13 protein-coding genes are annotated in these 16,086 nt (G+C 65.8%); 8 read left to right on the top strand and 5 right to left on the bottom strand.

Features of this window, described 5'->3' with window-relative positions:
• The first annotated feature begins 20 nt into the window (after positions 1-20).
• The 4 genes from IFT54_RS10005 to IFT54_RS09990 all read left to right on the top strand — a co-directional run bounded on the left by IFT54_RS10005 (position 21) and on the right by IFT54_RS09990 (position 3,760).
• Positions 21-1,622: a cytochrome ubiquinol oxidase subunit I gene (locus tag IFT54_RS10005; RefSeq protein WP_192070492.1), complete on the top strand. Its 1,602-nt coding sequence runs from the start codon at positions 21-23 to the stop codon at positions 1,620-1,622.
• Positions 1,623-1,655: 33 nt separating this feature from the next.
• The gene (gene cydB, locus IFT54_RS10000; RefSeq protein ID WP_192070491.1) at positions 1,656-2,795 is read left to right on the top strand and encodes a cytochrome d ubiquinol oxidase subunit II; all 1,140 of its coding nucleotides are present in this window, start codon (positions 1,656-1,658) and stop codon (positions 2,793-2,795) included.
• A gap of 28 nt (positions 2,796-2,823) precedes the next feature.
• Positions 2,824-2,946 (top strand): cytochrome bd-I oxidase subunit CydX, encoded by a 123-nt coding sequence (cydX, locus tag IFT54_RS09995; protein WP_031440400.1) that lies wholly within the window; start codon positions 2,824-2,826, stop codon positions 2,944-2,946.
• 103 nt (positions 2,947-3,049) lie between these two features.
• Positions 3,050-3,760 (top strand): Crp/Fnr family transcriptional regulator, encoded by a 711-nt coding sequence (locus IFT54_RS09990; RefSeq protein WP_037529129.1) that lies wholly within the window; start codon positions 3,050-3,052, stop codon positions 3,758-3,760.
• 28 nt (positions 3,761-3,788) lie between these two features.
• Here IFT54_RS09990 and IFT54_RS09985 read toward each other — a convergent pair whose 3' ends face one another.
• The gene (locus IFT54_RS09985; RefSeq protein ID WP_192070490.1) at positions 3,789-4,385 is read right to left on the bottom strand and encodes a hypothetical protein; all 597 of its coding nucleotides are present in this window, start codon (positions 4,383-4,385) and stop codon (positions 3,789-3,791) included.
• 254 nt (positions 4,386-4,639) lie between these two features.
• Entirely contained in the window at positions 4,640-4,975 is a 336-nt protein-coding gene (locus tag IFT54_RS09980; protein WP_166747851.1) for a hypothetical protein, read from the bottom strand.
• Here IFT54_RS09980 and IFT54_RS09975 point away from each other — a divergent pair.
• From IFT54_RS09975 to IFT54_RS09965, 3 genes are all read left to right on the top strand, one after another.
• Complete coding sequence (locus IFT54_RS09975; protein WP_192070489.1) at positions 4,947-7,415, top strand: PAS domain S-box protein; 2,469 nt, start codon at positions 4,947-4,949, stop codon at positions 7,413-7,415. The genes IFT54_RS09980 and IFT54_RS09975 overlap by 29 nt on opposite strands.
• Positions 7,416-7,434: 19 nt before the next feature.
• Positions 7,435-8,049 (top strand): response regulator transcription factor, encoded by a 615-nt coding sequence (locus IFT54_RS09970; RefSeq protein WP_031394397.1) that lies wholly within the window; start codon positions 7,435-7,437, stop codon positions 8,047-8,049.
• Positions 8,050-8,126: 77 nt separating this feature from the next.
• Entirely contained in the window at positions 8,127-9,767 is a 1,641-nt protein-coding gene (locus tag IFT54_RS09965) for a Na+/H+ antiporter (RefSeq protein ID WP_192070488.1), read from the top strand.
• Between the two features lie 15 nt (positions 9,768-9,782).
• On the opposite strand, the gene IFT54_RS09960 is transcribed toward IFT54_RS09965, so the two are convergent.
• Positions 9,783-10,769 (bottom strand): alpha/beta fold hydrolase, encoded by a 987-nt coding sequence (locus IFT54_RS09960; protein ID WP_244648779.1) that lies wholly within the window; start codon positions 10,767-10,769, stop codon positions 9,783-9,785.
• A 152-nt stretch (positions 10,770-10,921) separates the two neighbouring features.
• Between IFT54_RS09960 and IFT54_RS09955 the strand changes: the two genes are divergently transcribed.
• Entirely contained in the window at positions 10,922-12,328 is a 1,407-nt protein-coding gene (locus IFT54_RS09955; RefSeq protein WP_443029547.1) for a coniferyl aldehyde dehydrogenase, read from the top strand.
• A 37-nt stretch (positions 12,329-12,365) separates the two neighbouring features.
• Here the strand turns inward: IFT54_RS09955 and IFT54_RS09950 are convergent, their stop codons facing one another.
• Both IFT54_RS09950 and IFT54_RS09945 read right to left on the bottom strand, forming a co-directional pair.
• A complete protein-coding gene (locus IFT54_RS09950; protein ID WP_192070487.1) occupies positions 12,366-14,693 on the bottom strand; it encodes a TonB-dependent receptor in 2,328 nt (775 codons plus the stop codon).
• Positions 14,694-14,780: 87 nt separating this feature from the next.
• Positions 14,781-16,031 carry an MFS transporter gene (locus IFT54_RS09945; RefSeq protein ID WP_192070486.1) on the bottom strand — a complete coding sequence of 417 codons (1,251 nt, stop codon included), beginning with the start codon at positions 16,029-16,031 and terminating at the stop codon, positions 14,781-14,783.
• Between the last annotated feature and the right edge of the window lie 55 nt (positions 16,032-16,086).

Genomic DNA, 16,086 nt, shown 5'->3' with positions numbered 1-16,086 from the left:
CGCCGGGGGGAGACCGTTCCATGGACCTCGGGGTCATCGACCTGTCGCGGCTGCAGTTTGCGCTCACCGCGCTCTATCATTTTCTCTTCGTGCCGCTGACGCTGGGCCTGTCGATGATGCTGGTCATCATGGAATCGGTCTATGTCATGACGAACCGGCCGATCTGGCGCGTGATCACGCGCTTCTGGGGGCGGATCTTCGCGATCAACTTCGTGCTGGGGGTGGCCACCGGGCTGACGATGGAATTCCAGTTCGGCACGAACTGGTCGTATTTCTCGCATTATGTCGGGGACATATTCGGCGCGCCGCTCGCGATCGAGGGGCTGATGGCGTTCTTCCTCGAAGCGACGTTCGTCGGCATCATGTTCTTCGGCTGGGGGCGGCTGTCGAAGCTCGGGCATCTGCTCGTCACGGCGATGGTGGCGCTGGGCACCAACCTGTCCGCGCTGTGGATCCTGATCGCGAACGGCTGGATGCAGAATCCGGTTGGCGCAAAGTTCAATCCGGAAACGATGCGGATGGAGGTGACCGATTTCGGCGCCGTCCTGTTCAACCCGATCGCGCAGGCCAAGTTCGTCCATACGGTCAGCGCGGGTTATGTCTGCGCGGCGGTGGTCGTGCTGGGCATCAGCGCCTTCTGGTTGCTCACCGACCGCTACAAGGGCGTGGCGCGGCGATCGATGACGGTGGCGGCAGCCTTTGGCCTGGCCGCGTCGCTGTCAGTCGTCGTGCTGGGTGACGAGAGCGGCTATGCCCTGACCGACAACCAGAAGATGAAGCTCGCCGCGATCGAGGCGGCCTGGCACACGGCACCCGCGCCGGCCGGTCTGACGCTGTTCGGCGTACCCGACGTCGCCGCCCGGGAAACCCGGTACGAGGTTCAGATCCCCTGGGTCCTCGGGCTGATCGCGACGCGCAGCCTCGACGGCACCGTCACCGGGATGTCCGAACTGGTGCTCAAGGCGCAGGAGCGGATCACGTCGGGTGTAGTCGCCTATGACGCGGTCGAACGGCTGAAGACCGACCCTGCCAATGTCGTGCAGCGCGCACGGTTCGAGGCGCACAAGCGTGACCTCGGTTACGCCCTGTTGCTCAAGCGGCATGTCGCGGATCCGCGCACTGCCAGCCCCGCGCTGATCGCCACGACCGCGTGGGACGTGGTGCCGAACGTGCCGCTGATGTTCTGGAGCTTCCGGATCATGGCCGCGATCGGGATACTGATGATCGCGCTGTTCGGGGCGGCGTTCGTCCTGACGTCGCTCCGCCTGCACACCCAGACGCGGTGGTTCCTGAAACTCGCGGTGATCGCGATTCCCTTACCCTGGATTGCGATCGAGCTGGGCTGGATGCTCGCCGAGATCGGCCGCCAGCCCTGGGCGATCGAGGGCGTGCTGCCGACCTTCCTCGCCGCATCCTCGCTGACGCGCGGCGTGCTGTGGACGACGATCATCGGTTTCACCGCAATCTACGGGACGCTCGCGGTCATCGAGGTCCGTCTGATCCTCGCGACGATCCGCAAGGGGCCGTTCGAGCATGACGAGGATGCCTATCCGGTTCCCGATGCCGGACCGGCAGGGCGCGGCGCGGCGCGCCCCGTGACCGCCGATCCGATCCCCGCCTGACCCCTTTTCGCCTGATCCGAAAGGCACGATCCGATGTTCGACTATGAGACGCTGCGCATATTGTGGTGGGGGCTGATGGGGGTGTTGCTCATCGCCTTTGCCCTCACCGACGGGTTCGACCTCGGGGTCGCCACGCTCCTGCCGTTCGTCGCACGGACCGATTCCGAGCGCCGGATGGTGATCAACTCGGTCGGTCCGACCTGGGAGGGGAACCAGGTCTGGTTCATCCTGGGTGGCGGCGCGATCTTTGCCGCCTGGCCGTTCGTCTATGCGGTCAGCTTTTCGGGCTTTTACCTCGCGATGTTCCTCGTGCTCGCGGCGCTGATCCTGCGACCGGTCGGGTTCAAGTACCGGTCGAAGCGGCCGGATCCGCGGTGGCGGTCCGGATGGGACTGGGCGCTGTTCGTGGGCGGTGTCGTGCCGGCGCTCGTCTTCGGGGTCGCGGTCGGCAATGTCCTGTCGGGGGCGCCGTTCCGGCTCGACAGCGATCTGCGCGCCTTTTTCGACGGCAGTTTCCTCGGGCTGTTCACGCCCTTTACGCTGATCTGCGGCCTGTTGTCGGTCGCGATGCTGGTCCTGCACGGCAGCGCGTGGCTGGCGATTAAAGTCGAGCATGGCCCGGTCCATGACCGCGCGACGCGGTTCGGAACCTTGGCCGCGATTCTGTCGCTGGTCCTGTTCGCAGCCGGCTGGGCGTTCGTCGCCTGGACCGATATCGGGTTCCGCATCGTCGGGGCCATCGATGCGGCGGGGCCATCCAATCCGCTGCGCACGACGAGCGAAATCGCTGCGGGCGCGTGGCTGGCGAACTATGCACTCCATCCCTGGATGGTGATCGCCCCGCTGCTGGGATTCGGCGGCGCGGTGGTCGCGCTGATTGGCATACGCCGACGGATCGAGAGTGCGGCATTTGCCGGATCCTCGGCATCAGCGGTGGGGATCATTGCGACCGTCGGGCTGTCGATGTTCCCCTACATTTTGCCGTCGAGCATCGACGCGCATTCGAGCCTGACGGTCTGGAATGCGTCATCGTCCGAAAAGACACTCGGGATCATGCTGTTCGTCACCGTCGTCTTCCTGCCGATCGTCCTTGCCTACACCGCATGGGCCTTCAAGCTGATGTGGGGCCGCGTCACCGCGCATGAGGTCGCGACCAATCCCGATTTCTACTGATCACTCCGTGCGCCAAGGACGATAGATAATGTGGTATTTCAGTTGGGTATTGGGCCTCGGCCTTGCGCTGGGCTTCGGAGTGCTGAACGGCATGTGGCATGAGTTTTCCCTGCCGGCCGATGACGAAATCGACGTACCGGACATGCCGTAGACAGTGTCCGGCAACATATCCTGCCCAGCCCGTCCGGCGATATTGACCAGTCGGCGCCGAATTGATGCGGTCAATTCGGCGACCGGGCGCTATATCTGCCGTCATGCTTGCTGCAACCATCTGCGTCGACTGTGCGGTCCGCGATCAGTCGCTGTGCGGCAGCCTGACCAACAGCGAACTGCATGCGCTCAACACGCTGGGTCGGCGGCGGATCGTGCGGCGTGGCGAAACGCTGATCTGGGCGGGCGAGGACAATATCCTGTGCGCCAACCTGCTGTCGGGCGTGCTCAAGCTCGTCGCGTCGAGCGGTGACGGTCGCGAGCAGATCGTCGGGCTCCTATACCCCGCCGATTTTGTCGGGCAGCCCTATCCCGGGCAGGCCGATTTCAGCGTGTCGGCGCTGACCGACGCGGAAGTGTGCATCTTTCCGCGCGCATCGTTCGAGCGCGTCCTGACCGATCATGCGCGGATGGAGCGGCTATTGCTGCAACGCACGCTTGCCGCACTCGACGAGGCGCGGTCGCGCATGCTGACGCTCGCGCGCAAGTCGGCGAGCGAGAAGGTCGCGGGGTTTCTCGTCGATATGGCGACCCGTGCCGCGGCGACCGGTTGCAGGGGAACGCCCAGCGGGCCGGTCACGTTCGACCTCCCGCTTTCGCGGGGGCAGATCGCCGACATATTGGGGCTGACGATCGAAACAGTCAGCCGGCAGATGACGCAGCTGAAGACCCGCGGTGTCATCGGCTTGCCCGGCGGACGAGCCATCACCATCGTCGACCGCGACGCTCTCGCGGCGCGCGCCGATCCGGCATAGCGACGCCGGGACCCACAGCAGGCTGTGCTCAGGGTGAAGCGCTACGTGCCAGGCTGTCGGTCAGCCGCGTCCTGGCGGCGCGCGTGAGGCGGGCATGTCCCAAGGTCAGGATCGCCAGTTCGGTGAAGTCGGTGGCATGCCGGCAGCCGTCGAAGAAGCATCGCAACATATAGCCGAGCATGTCGGGCGCGAACCGGTCGGCTTCGATCGAACGCGGATCGAGTGCGACGATGAGATCCTGTGCGTAGACGGCGTCGGTCGCGCGGTGTGCGGCGACATGATCGAGCAACACGCCGATCAGCGGCTGTGACGGGGTTCGCCGGAACAGCGTGTCGAGCGTCGGCTCGAGGCCATCGTCGTGCCGTTCGGTCACCAAGGCCAGTCGCGCACAAATCCAGTCCGCATCGCGTGCCGAGGGTCTGACGGGCAAGCAGTCTGCGCAATGTTCGAGGATGCTGCACAGGCTTCGCAGATCGGCATGCGCGGACAACAGGTCCGCAAGATCGTCGTCGCGGATGACATGCCAGTGACGACACGCTGGAACCGGGGACGACTCGCCGTCGCGCGATGCCCGATCGACGCGCTGCGCCTTGCCGTCCTGCTTCGTGCCGTGCCCGTCCGTCATGCCGGCTCCTCCGGTCATCGCTCTGCCCGTCATGGCGAACCGTGGCATTGATTGTCGTCAAAGCGGCAGAGCACGGGATTGAGGCCGCGGCCACGACCGTCGCGGAGCCAGAACGTCGGCTGATATTCGGTGACGTTTACCGATGCTTAGGCGCGCCGGCCTATTCTCGGGCGGATCGCCGCGTCGTTCCCAAGACGCGGGATCGACGCATTTTCGTAGCTGACCATAATGGTGGAAATGCCCGTCATTATGGGTCAATATATTTGCCAACGAGCTAGGTAATAATACAGTATTGGCATATATTTGTCGGATAGCATGGAGACTTCAATAGAAGACGATTCCGTTTCGACAATGAGCCAGCCGGGCCGTACTGTGGCCGGGTTGTGCATAGCGGCTGTCTTTGCCTGCGCGACGATCCCGTTGATCGGATGGATGCTGCGGATTCCCGTGCTGACGACGTTCGGTTTGGTCGAGCCAATGCCGCCGTTCGGCTGCATTGCCTTTGCCTGCATGGCGGCGGCGACCCTGATTTTGTCACGCGGACATTCCAGTCGCCGAGCCATGCCGCTGCTCGCCGTGCCGATCGCCATTGGTCTTGAGCGCCTGTTCGTCCAACTGGTCCTGCCGGCCGGGAGCCATGGAATCGATGGGTGGCTGTTTGCGGACGATGTCCGGACAGCCTTTGATCGCGCGATGACGGGGCCGGGCATTGTCGCCGATCTCATACTCGTCGCATTGCCCGTCGCGATCGGCGCAGCCGCGGCAAATACCCGCTCCTATGGACGGCTGGCGGCGGCACTCGCAGGCGGCAGTTTGGTGACTGCAAGCACAGCCTTATTGTTGATCCCGATGCTCCCGGCCCTGCATGCGACCGGGTGGCATCTGTCGTCGACGTCCCTGCCATCCGCGATCGGCGCGATGCTGCTGGCCCTGGCGGTACTTGCCTGGCGAAGTGATATTCTGGACGAGCCCGGTGCCTGGTCGCCCGAATGGCACATGTTGCGACTTGTTCTGCCGCTGCTGCTGGTCGTACCGGTGCTAGCGCCGCTCGTGGAAATGGCGAGCATCGAGCTTGCCGGGGTGTCTGCGGTCTGGGGCGAACTGCTGACCGTCACGCTGAATTTCGTGGTGGTCAGCGCGCTCGTCACCTGGACGGTGCGGAGCGCAGCGCGGCATCGCGCCGCGTTGTCCGAGCTGACCGAGGCATTGAACGCCGCACCGATGGCGCTGGTCGATACCGATGACCGGATCATCCACTGGTCGCGCGGGTGCGAGGAATTATACGGGTGGCGTGCGCACGAGGCGCTCGGCAGGCAGAAGCATGTACTGCTCGCGTCGTGCACCGCCGACGGCAGCTTGGCGACCGGCTGCCCGCATGCCGATGGCGAGCGTGAACTGATCGAGCGCCGACGCGACGGCAGCGCGGTGCACGTGATCGAGCAGGCGCGCAGGGTCGAGAAGCTGGCCCGTGCGCCGGCCCTCGTCCTGTCGATGACCGATATCAGCACCCGGCTCGAGATCGAGGCCGCGCTGCGCAAGAGCGAGGAGCGTCTCGCGCTCGCCAGCAGTGCGCACGAGATCGGGGTCTTCGAATGGGAAATCGCAACGGGGGCGCTGACCTGGACCGCAGGGTCCGAGCAGCGTCTGGGGCTGCCCGCGGGAAGCCTGCACGATTATCCGAGCTGGGCGGCGTTGATCGACCCGGACGACCTGGCGGAGGTCGAGCGCACGATCGCCGAAACCGTCGGCATGCGCGCACCGCGCATCAGTTTCACCTATCGATTGAGACTGCCCAACGGCACGCAGCGTTTCCTCGAAGGCTCTGCGCGCTGCTTCTATGATCAGGCAGGCGCGTTGGTCCGGACCACGGGGATCACGTTGGACATCACGCGGCATGAAGAGCGCGAGGCGGCGCTTCGGGTGCGCGAGGCACAGCTGCGGTCGATCCTCGAAACCGTGCCCGATGCGATGATCGTAATCGACGAGGCCGGCGCCATCCGCTCCTTCAGCGCCGCCGCCGAACTCATCTTCGGCTATAGCGCCGCCGAGGCGATCGGATTGAACGTGCAGACCCTGATCCCGGGCGAGCGCGAGGCGTGGCAGCAGGGGTATTTACGGCGTTATCCGGCCTCGGGCGATCGGCGTGGCGTTGGTCATGGCCGGCTCACCACCGCGCGGCGCGCGGACGGGAGCAGCTTCCCGGTAGAACTGCACGTCGGCGAAGCGCTGGTAGATGGCGAACGTGTGCTGACCGGGTTCGTCCGTGACATTTCGGAACGGATCGCGGCGGAAGAGCGGCTGAGCCTCGTCCGGCGGGAATTGATGCAGGTCATCCGGTTGAACGCGGTCGGCGAAATGGCTGCGGCGCTCGCGCATGAACTCAACCAGCCGCTCGCTGCGATCGCGAACTTCGTCACGACCGCTGAATTGCTCCTCGACAGCGGCGCCGGCATGGATGGCGACCGGCTCAAGGCCACGTTGATATCAGCGAACACGCAGGCCCTGCGGGCAGGAGACATCATCCACCGGCTTCGCGAGTTCATCGCCAAGCGCGAGTCCGAGATGCGGATCGAGCCCGTGGAGGCGACACTGCGTGAGGCCGTCACGTTGCTGACGTCCGGTGGACAGCATGCCGATATCGAGCTGAGCTTCGCGCTGTCCCCCGACGCCGACTTCATGCTCGCGGATCGGATCCAGGTGCAGCAGGTGGTCGTCAACCTGCTCCGCAACGCGTTCGAGGCGTTGGCGACATCGCCCGACGGCGCGCGCGGCGTCCGGATCGAGGCGCGGTTGAACAATGCGGCGCTCGTGGAGATCAGCATCTGCGACAATGGTCCCGGCTTGCCCGATGCGATCCTGTCGCGGATGTTCACGCCCTTCACGTCATCGAAGGGGGAGGGGGGCATGGGCATCGGCCTGTCGATCTGCCGCCGGATCGTCGAAGCGCATGGCGGGGAGCTTGTCGGCTTCAATGCCCCGGGCGGTGGCGCCTGCTTTCGCTTCACCGTGCCGCATGTCTGTTTGGAATAAGCCGTGAAAGGATGTCTGGATGCGTACCGTCTATGTCGTCGACGATGACGACGCCGTCCGTGCATCGGTGCAGGGGCTGCTGTCGACCCGGCCGAACCTGCTGATCCGCGGCTTTCGCTCCGGGGATGCGTTTCTGGACGAGCTCAGCAGCCTCGACCCGGGTATCGTGCTGCTCGACCATCATATGCCCGGAACCACCGGGCTCGAGGTGTTGCGAAAGCTTGTGCCGTTCGCACCGCATTTTGCGCCGATCATCCTGACCGGGCAGGGCGACGTGCAGCTCGCCGTCGAGGCGATGAAGGCGGGCGCACTCGAGTTTCTCGAAAAGCCGTGCGATCCGCACATCCTGCTGCGCACGGTCGACGAAGGTTTTGCGCGGCTCGAAACCGAAACCGCGGCGGCGGACCGGACCCAGGCGGCGCGTCAGCGGATCGCGCGGCTCTCGATGCGCGAGACCGACGTGCTGATGGGACTGATCGACGGCCAGCCGAACAAGGTGATTGCGCATGCACTGAGCCTGAGCCCGCGGACCGTCGAGATCTACCGTGCCAATCTGATGGACAAGCTCGGCGTACGCAGCCTGTCCGAGGCGCTTCGGATCGCCTTTGCCGCCGGCCTCGTGACGGTCGACTGATGATCGTTCGGTCCAAGGGGGTGTCGTTTGTGGCGTGTGCCGGTTAGGAAGGACCTGACGCCAAGCGGGAGTATCTTTTGGAAGCTGTATCGATCGTTCTGTTCCTGCTGCTCGCGGTCGTCCTGAGCGGGTCCATTTCGCGAATGCTCCCCGTGCCGGTGCCGACGCCTCTGGTGCAGATCATGCTCGGTGCGGTCATCGGTTTGTCGACGTCGTACCGGGTCGCGCTCGATCCCGAACTCTTCCTGCTGCTGTTCCTGCCGCCCCTGCTGTTCCTCGATGGCTGGCGGATCCCCAAAGACGAGCTGCTCAAGGACATTTCGACCGTGGTCGAACTGGCGCTGGGGCTGGTGCTGATCACGGTCATCGGCATGGGGCTGTTCATCCACTGGATGATCCCGGTGATGCCGCTTGCCGTCGCGTTCGCGCTGGCCGCGGTCGTCTCGCCAACCGACCCGATCGCGGTCTCGGCGATCGCCGCGCGCGTCCCGATCCCGAAGCGGATGATGCATATTCTCGAAGGGGAATCGCTGCTGAACGACGCGTCGGGCCTCGTCTGTCTGCGCTTCGCGATCGCCGCGGCGCTGACCGGATCCTTCTCGCCGTCCTCCGCCGCGATCAACTTCGTCTGGGTTGCCGGCGCAGGCATCGTGGTGGGCGTCGGCGTGACGCTCGCCGTCACGCGCGCCAAAGCATGGGTATCGCGGCGGTTCGGCGAGGAATCGGGGTCGCAGATCCTTGTCAGTCTGCTGATTCCGTTCGGTTCGTATCTGCTCGCCGAACATCTTCACGCGTCGGGGATCCTCGCGGCCGTCGCGGCGGGCGTGACGATGACCTATGCCGAGATATCGCGTCAGGCGCTGCCCAATACGCGGATGCGGCGCAACTCGGTGTGGGACACGATCCAGTTCGCGCTCAACGGCATCATCTTCGTGCTGCTCGGCGAACAGCTGCCGGCGATCCTTGCGGGTGCCAGGACGACGGTCAAGATGACGGGGCATGACAGCACCGGCTGGCTTGCCGCTTATGTCCTCGCGATCGTCGCCGGACTCGCCGCCCTGCGGTTCGTCTGGGTCTGGGTGTCGTTGCGGCTGACGCTGCTGCGCCGACGCTATCGCGACGGGGTGACGGTCCACAGCCCGGACTGGCGGCTGGTGGCGGCGATGTCGCTGGCGGGGGTCCGCGGGGCGATCACCCTTGCAGGTGTCCTGACGATTCCGCTCGTGCTCGACGACGGCACCGCGTTTCCTGCGCGCGACCTTGCCATATTCCTCGCCGCAGGGGTGATCATCGTGTCGCTGGTGCTGGCGAGCGTCGGCTTGCCGATCCTCCTCAACGGCCTGACGATGCCGCCCGAGCCGTCGCTGCTGGCGGAAGAGGATGCGGCGAGGGTTGCGGCGGCGGAAGCGGCGATCCGCGCGGTCGAGCGGTCGCAGCATGAGCTGGCCGAACGGATGGGCGATGGCGATTTCTATGCGGCGGCGGGTGGCCGGGTGATGGACATCTATCGCGACCGGATCGACAGCCGCAGCGGTTCTGCCAAGGCGTCCGCGGCCGCGCGGGTGCAGGACCGGATCGAGCGGGACTTCAAGCTCGTCGCGCTCCAGGCGGAACGCAGCACGATCGTCGACCTCGCGCGCGATCGCCGGATCGGCAGTGCGACGATCCGCAAGCTGGTCCGTGAGCTCGACCTCGTCGAGGCCCGGTATCGCAGCTGACGGTTTGCGAGCGCCTTAGACGGGGGCTCCCGGCTTGGTCAGCGTGGAAAGCCATGCGACCACGTCATCGGGTCGTGTCACGGGGATCATGTGGCCGCCCGCGACCAGCGTGAGCGCTGCGCCGGGATAGGCGTCGGCGAGACCCTGGCCGTGCGCCAACGGATCGAGCACCGCGTCGTCGCGTCCGAACAGGATCGCGGTCGGAACGGACAGTGAGGGATAGCGCGCGACCATGGCCGGCAGATCGGCATTTGCCGCGGCGAGATCTGCCGCCGCTCCGGCAAAGGCCGATGGACGACCGATCAGCGCGCCGCCGCCGCGCGTGGCGAAATCGTCGGGTACCGGATCGGGTGCGAAGACGATGCGCGCGCCGCTGGGTCGTGCGAGCAAGGCAGCGGGCGTGGCGACCGTCCATGCCAGCGCGCTGCGCATCGCGCGCGTAGCGATGGCGCGCGTTGCGACGATCTGCGGCACGGTGGCGAGTGGCTGAGTCAGGGGTGCGATCAGCGCGAGCCCGCCGACCTGCTGCGGATGATCGAGCGCCAGCGCGAGCGCGATCGCGCCGCCCAGCGAGTGGCCGACGACGAGCGGTCGGTCGAGCCCCATCGCGGTGATGAACGCCGCGATGTGCACGGCTTGTGCACGGATATTGGCCTGCGCGATTGGCGCCGAATAGCCCGAGCCGGGGCGGTCGATCAGGATCACCCGGTGATCCGCACTCAGTCGGTCGAGCAACGCATAGCCGAAGTTGCGTATCTGCCCGCCAAGCCCGTGAATCATCACGATCGCCGGGCCCGTACCGCGTTCGAGATAATGCACGCGTCGCCCGTCGATATCGATGAACCTGCCGTCGGCCGGTACCCGGCGTTCCACGCGGTTCGCCGCGAGCCTGGCGAACAGCGCAAGACCGGCCACCACACTGAGCGCGAGACCGGCTGCACGCGCGGCCGGATGGCGAAGCGGCGTGGGGGCCGCATGGTCGCTCTCATTCATATGCGTCATCCGCCGACACATAGATTGCGCCGACATGTCACGCCAAGCCTCCGCGAGGCCGGTATGCAACCCGCTTGCGAAGCGGCAGGCGCAGACGGCATGACACGGGTATTGTAACCGGGCCGGGCGGGTACGCCGGATGGGAGATGGTGATGACCGACATGATGGCGATCCTGGCGGCGCAGCGCGCGGCATCGATGGCGGCGATGCCCGAGCTGCTGTCGGTCCGCAAGGACCGGCTGAAAAGGGCTGCGGCGATGATCCGCGAGTCCGCCACGCGGTTCTGCGACGCGCTGTCGGAGGATTTCGGGCACCGGAGCCGCGAGCAATCGATGATCACCGACATCGCCGGATCGATCGCGCCGATCACGCATGCGATCAAGCATCTCGACCGTTGGGCCAAGCCGGAGCGGCGTGCGGTGCAGTTCCCGCTAGGGCTGCTCGGCGCGAAGGCCTGGGTCGAATATCAGCCCAAGGGCGTGGTCGGGGTGATCGCGCCGTGGAACTTCCCGGTCAACCTCGTCATGGCGCCGCTTGCGGGCATCTTCGCGGCCGGCAACCGGGCGATCGTCAAGACCAGCGAATATACCCCGGTCACGGGTGCGCTGTTCGAGGAGCTCGTCGGGCGGTATTTCGCGGCGGACGAGCTCGCCTTTGTCGGGGGCGGGCCGGAGGTCGGCAAGGCGTTTGCCAGCCTGCCTTTCGACCATCTGCTCTTCACCGGCGCGACAGGGATCGGGCGCCATATCCTCCACGCGGCCGCCGACAATCTTGTCCCCGTGACGCTGGAGCTGGGGGGCAAGTCGCCGGTGGTGATCGGTGCGGGGACGGATATCGCGCGCGCGACCGAGCGGGTGGCGCTCGGCAAGATGCTGAATGCCGGCCAGATCTGTCTTGCGCCCGATTACATGCTGGTCCGCGACGCCGACGAGCCTGCCGTAGTGGCCGGACTGACCGCGGCGGCGAGCGCGATGTATCCGACATTGCTCGACAACCCGGACTATACGTCGCTGGTCAGCGACCGTCACATGGCGCGGTTGAACGACTGGCTCGACGATGCCCGAACCAAGGGCGCGCGGGTCGAGATCGTCAATCCGGCGGGCGAGGACCTCAGCGGTGCGAACACGCGCAAGATGCCGCTCCACATCGTCCGCGACGCGACCGATGACATGATCGTGATGCAGGAGGAGATCTTCGGCCCGGTCCTGCCGATCCGTCGTTATGACGATATCGACGACGCGATCGGCCAGATCAACCGGCGCGACCGGCCGCTTGCCCTTTATCACTTCGGCAGCGATGCGGGCGAGCGTCGCCGGTTGCTCGATCGAACCGTGTCGGGCGGCGTCAGCCTCGACGACGTGATCCTCCATGTCTCGATGGAGGATCTGCCGTTCGGCGGCATCGGCCCGTCGGGCATGGGCGCCTATCACGGCGCAGACGGGTTCCGTACGTTCAGCCATGCCCGCGCGGTCTTCCGGCAGGCGCGGTTCGACGTCGCCAAACTGGCTGGCCTGAAGCCCCCCTATGGTGCAACCGCGCGCAAGGCCGCCGCGCGGCTGATCGGATGAACCGCGCGTCCAACCGGTCCGCCGCGGCCAGCGGCGGTCAGAAGTCCTTGCGCAGCAGCAGCCCGGCGTAGCGCTGGTCGTCACGCGGGACGAACCGGACCGTCCCTGCGAACGTCCCTGCGGTGAGGAACGACGAATAGGAGGTGTTCGTCAGGTTCTTCACATAGGCGCGCAACTGCCAGCCCGACTGGTCGCTGAGCAGGGCGACACTCGCATTCCAGATCGCATAGGCGGGCTGCACGGTGCTCGGTGTCTGCGCCAGCGCATATTGCACCTTGCTGCTGAACGTCACGTCGCTCTGCAGTTCGAGCGCTAGCGTGTCGCTGAGCGCGAAGCGGTAGGCCGCATTCTCATAGAGCTTGATCTTCGGCGCATAGGGGAGTGGCTGGCCGTCGATGTTACAGCTCGTCGGCGCACCCGGCGGGCAGAGGAAATTGCGCACCGTGGCGTCGGTATAGGCGGCCGAGATGTCGAGCGTCAGCCCCTTGGTCGGGCGCAGCGTCACGTCCGCTTCCGCACCGCGCGACCGCACCGAGCCGGCATTGATCAGGCGGCTGACCTGCGCGCCGGCGACGACGTCGTTGAAGCTGGCCTGATACCCGTCGAAGTTCGTCGTGAATGCGGCAAGGCTGTAGCTCAGTGCACGGTCCGCGGTGCTGCCCTTCAACCCGACTTCATAGGAGTTCGACGTCTCCGGGCTTAGCGGAACCTCGTCGAGCGGCGTCGTGGCGTTAAGCGACCGCATGTTGAAATACACGTTATACGCCGGCCCCTTATAGCCGCGCGAATAGGTGAAATAGGTCTGCGCATGATCGCCGAGATCATATTGGAGACCGAGCCGGTAGCTGTCGCCACGCCGATCGAGCCCGTCGCTGGCATTGTGATAGGCGCGCACGCCGGGGCGATCGAGCGCCGCTGCACCGGTATTGAGCGGATCCGCGCTCGACGTGCGGACATGGTAGAAATCGAGGCTGTCCCAGGTCGAACGATAGCCCGCGATACCACGGAAGCGCGGGGTGAAATTGACGTTGGCCTCGCCGAACAACGCGAAATTGTCGTTGGTGATGCCGTAGTTCGCGGCACCCGTCGTCGTGTTGCGCGCACCACCAGCGGCGAGCGACGTCAGCGTCCGCTGATAGGTCTCGTCGGTGGTGGCGTGGAGATAATAGGCGCCGAGCACGTAATCGATCAGCCCGCCCTTCGGTGATGTGAGGCGCAGCTCCTCCGAGAACTGCTTGGTGTTCACCCGCCCCGTATCCTGGCCGGACGGGAAGGCGGTCGATAGCGCGGCGACGCTGTCATAATCCTGACGCTGCGTGTTCAGCCATTGCCGCCAGCCGGTGATCGAGGTGAGGTGATAGTCGCCGAGCGTGAGGTCGCCCGTGAACGAGCCGCCGTAATTCTCGTCGCGCACGTCGGTGATCGTATCGTTGTTCGTCCGGCGGTTGCTGGCGTTCGCACCGATGCCACTTGCCGTGAGCGCGGCGGCCAGGTCGGGCGAATTGGTGACGGTGCCGGTGGGGTAGGCGGTTCGGCTGGTGCTGGCATAGACGCTGGTCGGGGTGGTATCGTGCGAATTGAGATAGTCACCAATGATTGTGAACTTCAGCGCGTCCGACGGCGTGATCACCAGCTTGCCGCGCGCACCGTAGCGCCGATAGCCGTTGACGTCGTCGTTGCGGGTAACATTGCGGACATTGCCCTTGAAGTCGTCGTAAAGGCCGCCGATCAGCGCCTGGACCTTGCCGGGCACGATCGCGCCCGAGATGCCGGCCTTGATCCGGTATTCCTCGTCTGACGTGACGCCGGCTTCGCCGAACATCCGGAATTCGTCGGTCGGATTGCGGGTGACGATGTTGACGACGCCCGCGGACGCGTTCTTGCCGAACAGCGTGCCCTGTGGGCCACGCAGCACCTCGATCCGCTCGACCTCGCCCAGGTCGAGCGTCGACTGGCCGGGGCGGGTGAGGACGACGCCGTCGAGCACGGTCGACACCGACGGCTCGACGCCCGGCGAAGTGGTGATCGTGCCGACGCCGCGAATGAAGATCGTCCGGTCCTTGTTCGACGCACCGCTGCGAAAGCCGACCGCGGGGATCGTCGCGGCGATGTTCTCGACGGTGTTCAACTGGCGTTCGGCGAGCGACTGTCCGCTGACGGCGGTGATCGCGATCGGTACGGACTGCAGGCTTTCGTTGCGAAAGCGCGCGGTGACGACGACGTCTTCGCCGGTGTCGGCGGCAGGCGTCGCCGCCTTGGGCGTCGCGGCTGTCGGCGCCGCGGCCGTGTCCTGAGCGAATGCCGGCGTGGCCAGGGTCGCAAGCGCGGTGCCGGCCAGCAGCGCCACATGGCGTGGATCGATCATGATATCCCTCCCGAAGATGATGTCGTCTTTTAAATCCCATTCAGCCGATGGGTATATAGATCTGGATGCAGGGGCATCGTATCAGCTTTAGTGCCCCTCGACCGGGCGCAACCGCGGCAGCAGCAGCTGGATCCAGCTTACCGCGAGCAGATAGGAGACGCTGGCGAACAGGAACAACGGCAGATAGCCGAGCCCGGCGGTCAGGACGAGGCCGGCGATTTTCGCGATCACCATACCACCGACATTACCGCTGAACGAGCCGAACGCGGTGACCCGGCCCAGCTTGTCCTGCGGGACGACGTCGGCGATCAGCGCGAACAGGTTGGTCGAGAACGCCTGGTGCGCGGCGAGCGTCAGCGCCATCAGCGCGATCGTAACGGGATAGCTGCCGGCGTAAAGCACGAGCGGAACGGGCAGGACGCAGAGCGCGGCAACCAGCAATATGCCCTTGCGGACGGCGTTGACGCTATAGCCGAGGCTCAGCAACCGGGTCGCCACGCCGCCGCCGAGCAGCGAGCCGACCGCCGCGCCACCATAGGCAATCGCGAGCGGGACGCCGAGCGCGACCCCGCTCAGCCCATATTGACGGTGGAAGAAGTCGGGCAACCAGAAGAGCATCAGCCACCAGGTCGCGTCGGACAGGATCTTGGCGACCGCGATTGCCCAGGTCTGGCGGTTGCGCAGGATCGGGCCATAGTCGCCGACCGGTGCCGCGGCATCGACGGCGCCCATGGGCTGCGAGGTGAAGCGCAGGCGACGGGTCGCGATCAGCCAGACCGCCGCCCAGGCGAGCCCGAGCGCACCTGCGACGACGAACGTCCCCCGCCAGCCGACGAGCAGAGCGCCCCCCGGAATGGCCAGCGGCGCCAGGATCGCACCGATGCTGTTGGCAGCATTGGTCGCGCCAAACCCGCTCGACCGCCAGTTCTTGGGCAGCACCGACGCGATCGTCTTGATTCCGGTCGGCGTGCCCATCGCCTCGGTCGCGCCCAGGCTGACGCGGATCATCACGAACTCGGTCATCGATCGCGCCCAGCCATGCGCCATTGCGGCGATGCTCCACGCGGCGACACCGATCGGGTTCGCCCATTTCACCCCGAGCTTGTCGACGATCCAGCCGGTGAACAGGAACGCGAACGCCGCGCCGCCCTGGAACCAAGCGGCGAGCGTCCCGTAATCATCGTCACTCCAGCCGAGATCGGCGGCGATCGTCGGCTTGAGCACGGCGATGATCTGGCGGTCGACGAGGTTGAGGATGCCGGCGGTGACGACGAGCGCGAACAGCAATGTGCGGCCACGGGCGCTGAGTTGCGCGACGGTCTTGATGGGCAAAGTCATAGCGGGCCAGCATGGACGAGAGGACGATGGATGCGAGCCAGTTTCTCTTGTCCGC

The sequence above is a fragment of the Sphingomonas sp. CFBP 13714 genome, assembly GCF_014842205.1.
Lineage (GTDB): Bacteria > Pseudomonadota > Alphaproteobacteria > Sphingomonadales > Sphingomonadaceae > Sphingomonas > Sphingomonas aerolata.
The sequence above is the reverse complement of the archived record's forward strand: the minus strand, read 5'-3'. Positions and strand labels throughout refer to the sequence as shown.

Bases quoted from the DNA above. Each gene is read 5' to 3' on its own strand.
- IFT54_RS09960 (WP_244648779.1), bottom strand. From the start codon at position 10,769: ATGACGCATATGAATGAGAGCGACCATGCGGCCCCCACGCCGCTTCGC.
- IFT54_RS09955 (WP_443029547.1), top strand. From the start codon at position 10,922: ATGATGGCGATCCTGGCGGCGCAGCGCGCGGCATCGATGGCGGCGATG.
- IFT54_RS09945 (WP_192070486.1), bottom strand. From the start codon at position 16,031: ATGACTTTGCCCATCAAGACCGTCGCGCAACTCAGCGCCCGTGGCCGC.
- cydB (WP_192070491.1), top strand. From the start codon at position 1,656: ATGTTCGACTATGAGACGCTGCGCATATTGTGGTGGGGGCTGATGGGG.
- IFT54_RS10005 (WP_192070492.1), top strand. From the start codon at position 21: ATGGACCTCGGGGTCATCGACCTGTCGCGGCTGCAGTTTGCGCTCACC.
- IFT54_RS09985 (WP_192070490.1), bottom strand. From the start codon at position 4,385: ATGACGGACGGGCACGGCACGAAGCAGGACGGCAAGGCGCAGCGCGTC.
- cydX (WP_031440400.1), top strand. From the start codon at position 2,824: ATGTGGTATTTCAGTTGGGTATTGGGCCTCGGCCTTGCGCTGGGCTTC.
- IFT54_RS09970 (WP_031394397.1), top strand. From the start codon at position 7,435: ATGCGTACCGTCTATGTCGTCGACGATGACGACGCCGTCCGTGCATCG.
- IFT54_RS09975 (WP_192070489.1), top strand. From the start codon at position 4,947: ATGCCGCTGCTCGCCGTGCCGATCGCCATTGGTCTTGAGCGCCTGTTC.
- IFT54_RS09990 (WP_037529129.1), top strand. From the start codon at position 3,050: ATGCTTGCTGCAACCATCTGCGTCGACTGTGCGGTCCGCGATCAGTCG.
- IFT54_RS09950 (WP_192070487.1), bottom strand. From the start codon at position 14,693: ATGATCGATCCACGCCATGTGGCGCTGCTGGCCGGCACCGCGCTTGCG.
- IFT54_RS09980 (WP_166747851.1), bottom strand. From the start codon at position 4,975: ATGGCGATCGGCACGGCGAGCAGCGGCATGGCTCGGCGACTGGAATGT.